This window comes from Methylocystis sp. (assembly GCF_021731785.1).
Classification (GTDB): domain Bacteria; phylum Pseudomonadota; class Alphaproteobacteria; order Rhizobiales; family Beijerinckiaceae; genus Methylocystis.
On the sequence record NZ_JAKFWS010000135.1, the window covers coordinates 1 to 3,375 of the forward strand.

Here is a 3,375-nt window from a genome sequence, read left to right on the forward strand (position 1 = left end):
TCGATCTGCCGTCGAGCACGTCTTCGCGCATCAGAAGGGATTGATGGGCCTTTGCGTTCGAACCATTGGGATCGCGCGAGCCAAGGTGAAAATCGGCCTGGCCAATCTCGCCTACAACATGCGCCGCTTCGTCTGGCTGCACGAGCGAGGCGCACCCGCGTAAGGAATATGAGCGCCGGGAATGGCCCCCGCTCTTCAGGCAAGGACGCACGGGACGCAGCAAGGCCAAATGTCACCCTGGGCGAAGACGTCGGTCCGCCTCATGCCGCGTTATCGACCCCCAGAAAACAGGGTAATTGGAGGCGTCCAGTTATTCAGTTCAACATCGCCGATCCTCGCACCCGAAAGATCAACGTCACCTCTGATATCGCAATTTTTGAAGATTATACTTGGCAGCGGTACGCTGGCATGCCCGAGCTGGGACAGATCGAGTCGGTCACTGATGACAGCGCCTGTTAGCTTCACAGCGCCGATGCAGCGCGTCGGCTCGTTCCCAGACTTATCGAGAACACCGCCGAGCATCAACGCTCGCAGGAATTCGGATCGGACCTCCCTTTCCGAGGAAGAAAATGTGGAGCAATCAGTCTCTTTGCCCCATCTTGCGTTGCCGAGAAGTTCTTCTTCGGCTCGCGTTGTCGGCTCAATAAGTAACATCTCCAGAAATCCAATCCATTTGAAAACACAATCGAAGCACATATTTGCGAAGAGTCAACTGGCGACGACGCCCCGAAGAATTGAATCAGGTGGAAATGAGGGGGCAGTAAATCCCCCGCCAGTCCTCGCAGCGGAGCCGTAATAGCTGGGCATCGAAATGCGCAATATACTGCACGCGCCGGTTATGGACTATTGCGAGCGGCAAAGCCCGGCCTTCTGGGCGGAGCCGGCGAACGCCTTAAGCAATTTCGCTTTCATCATTGCCGCCGCGGCGGGCTTTCTGCTTTGGCGACGGCGGGGCGGGGCGGATTATTCCGCGCTTGCGCTCATCATCGTCACCGCCTCGGTCGGCGTTGGCAGTTTCATCTTCCATACAATCGCGACGCGCGCCGCCATGCTGCTCGACGTGATCCCGATTGCGATTTTCATCTACGGCTATTTCCTGCTGGCGCTTCGCTGTTATTTTCGCCTGCCGACGGCGCTGTCGGCGGCGATTACGCTCGCTTTCGCCGCCGGCTCATCTTTCGCGGGGACGTTCGAAGCGCTGAACAGGTCGGTCGGCTATCTGCCGGCGCTCGCCGCGCTGTCAATCTTCGCCGCGCTGCTCTGGCGGCAGGGCGGACAACGCGAGATGGCGCGCGCGCTTGCCGCCGCAGCGCTGCTTTTCGCAATTTCGCTGGTCTTTAGGACGATCGACCGGGCGGTCTGTCCCATGTTTCCGCTCGGCGCGCATTTTGTCTGGCACCTGCTCAACGCCTGCGTGCTTTGGCTGTTGCTGCGCGCGGCGATTGTCGCCGGACCGCGTCGCGACGATCAGGCGAGTCCGATCCAGAAAGCGAAAGAGCCGACCGCCGCGTGAGAAGCGGTCAGCGGCCAGACGTTGCGCGTAAAAAGATAAGCCATACTCCAGGCGACTCCCGCGAGAAATGTGTTGGCGAGCAGGACGGGATCGCCATAGGCGCCATGCATCAGCGAAAACACCGCCGACGAAAACAGCACGTAATGTCGGCCGCTCATCTGCAGCCGATCGGCGATCAGCTTGGGGATCGACCGGCAGACGATTTCCTGGCAGGGGCTCGACACGAGCACATAGAAGGGCGCGAAGGCGATCCAGTTCGGCGGCGCATGGGGATGGCCGAGAAACTGCGCCTCGACGACGATCGCCGCCAGCAGAAGGCAGGTCAGCGCGCCGCAGATCAGCCAGGCGCGGGCGCCTCTCGGCGCCCCGAGGCCGAGTTCGGCGAAGGAATAGCCGCCGAGCACGCAGGCGGCGACGCAAAGCAGGGAAACGACGAGCAGCGCCTCGAAGCGCAAATGAAACGACAGCGCGCCGCCGGCGATCGCCAGGCTCGGCGCGAGCAGCAGGAGCAGGAAGGCGAACAGCGGCCCCAAGTTTCTCGGATTGAGCGTCATAAAAGCGTAACAAATTTGACCCTGTCACAGTTCCGCACCCGCCAGCGCCGGCAATTTGACGCGTCGCGGCGCCTGATCCGGCAGCAGATGGCCGCATGCTAACAAATGTAAAATAAATACAATAAGTTACGCTGGCGAGCCTCGCCTTGACTAAATGAAAGCCCGCAAATATGTTGCGCCCGGCTCGAAAGGATTGGCCGCAAGGCTGAGAGTTTCTTGCCGTCTCCCGAACGGTTCGACTTTCCCGTCGCGCGGCGACGCGCCATCGTTAAATTTTTGCGCGTGGCGCAATAGGCGAGGCGAAAACGCCGATGAGCGACGAGGATGAGGAAGACGCGGAGCGCGCGGCGCTCAACGCGCGGCTCGAAAAGCTCAACGCGGCCTTGCGCAAGGTCGACGAAGAGAAGGCCGCCGAAGTCGCGCCGCAGACGGAGCGCAAAGGCTTTACGCGCGCGATGCGCGTGGGCCTCAACGCCTTCTCCGAATTCGTCGGGGCGGTGTTGGTCAGCGCGTTGATCGGCTGGCAGGCGGATAAGTGGCTTGGCACGGCGCCATGGCTCCTGATCGTCATGCTGGGACTGGGCGTCGCGGCGGGGTTTTGGAACGTCTATCGCGTGGCGAAGCCGAAAGCGCCGGGCGAAGAGTAGAACAAGGCGCGTCGTAGCGCGTCAAGCAGGGCCGGGCGGCGACGTTCGGAAAGAGCGATGAATCCGGAAGAAGCAGCCGCCAAGCCCAATCCCATCGAGCAATTCGAGCTGCATCGGCTGTGGCCTTTCGAAATCAACGGCGTCGAGACGTCGTTCACCAACGCATCGCTGTTCATGCTGCTCGCCGCGCTCGGCGTCGTTGCGCTGATGCTCCTTGCGACCTCCAAGAAGGCGATCGTGCCGGGCCGGGTGCAGGCGATGGCCGAGATGCTTTATGAATTCGTCGCCGGCATGGTGCGCCAGACCGCCGGGACGGAAGGGATGAAGTTCTTTCCCTTCGTCTTCACGCTGTTCTCCTTCATCCTCATCGCCAATCTGATCGGGCTCGTCCCCTATACCTATTCGGTGACAAGCCAGATCGTCGTCACCTTCGCCTTCGCGGTGGTGGTGATCTCGCTCGTGGTTCTTTACGGCCTCTATCGCCACGGCTTCGGCTTTCTCAATCTTTTCGTTCCGCATGGCGTGCCGCTGCCGGTGCTCGTCGTGCTGGTGCCGATCGAGATCATCTCCTTCCTGTCGCGGCCGGTGTCGCTCTCCGTCCGTCTCTTCGCCAATATCCTTGCCGGCCACATCACGCTGGCCGTGTTCGGCGGCTTCGTGG

5 protein-coding genes and 1 pseudogene are annotated in these 3,375 nt (G+C 61.2%); 4 read left to right on the forward strand and 2 right to left on the reverse strand.

Translation table 11 applies throughout. The features are described 5' to 3' along the window. Window positions 1-163: pseudogene (locus QZ964_RS18400) on the forward strand (IS5/IS1182 family transposase); the annotation flags it as partial. 107 nt (window positions 164-270) lie between these two features. On the opposite strand, the gene QZ964_RS18405 reads toward QZ964_RS18400, so the two are convergent. Next, window positions 271-654, reverse strand: coding sequence for a hypothetical protein (locus QZ964_RS18405; protein WP_292533390.1), 384 nt, complete (start codon window positions 652-654; stop codon window positions 271-273). Window positions 655-811: 157 nt separating this feature from the next. Between QZ964_RS18405 and QZ964_RS18410 the strand changes: the two genes are divergently transcribed. Then, complete coding sequence (locus QZ964_RS18410; protein ID WP_292533391.1) at window positions 812-1,513, forward strand: ceramidase domain-containing protein; 702 nt, start codon at window positions 812-814, stop codon at window positions 1,511-1,513. On the opposite strand, the gene QZ964_RS18415 is transcribed toward QZ964_RS18410, so the two are convergent. Beyond that, entirely contained in the window at window positions 1,468-2,067 is a 600-nt protein-coding gene (locus QZ964_RS18415; protein WP_292533392.1) for a CPBP family intramembrane glutamic endopeptidase, read from the reverse strand. The two genes, QZ964_RS18410 and QZ964_RS18415, sit on opposite strands and share 46 nt — an antisense overlap. 311 nt (window positions 2,068-2,378) lie before the next feature. Here QZ964_RS18415 and QZ964_RS18420 point away from each other — a divergent pair, with 311 nt between their 5' ends. Further along, window positions 2,379-2,714 (forward strand): AtpZ/AtpI family protein, encoded by a 336-nt coding sequence (locus tag QZ964_RS18420; RefSeq protein WP_292533394.1) that lies wholly within the window; start codon window positions 2,379-2,381, stop codon window positions 2,712-2,714. A gap of 57 nt (window positions 2,715-2,771) precedes the next feature. After that, a partial coding sequence (locus tag QZ964_RS18425; RefSeq protein ID WP_292533395.1) for a F0F1 ATP synthase subunit A occupies window positions 2,772-3,375 on the forward strand: 604 nt, incomplete at its 3' end.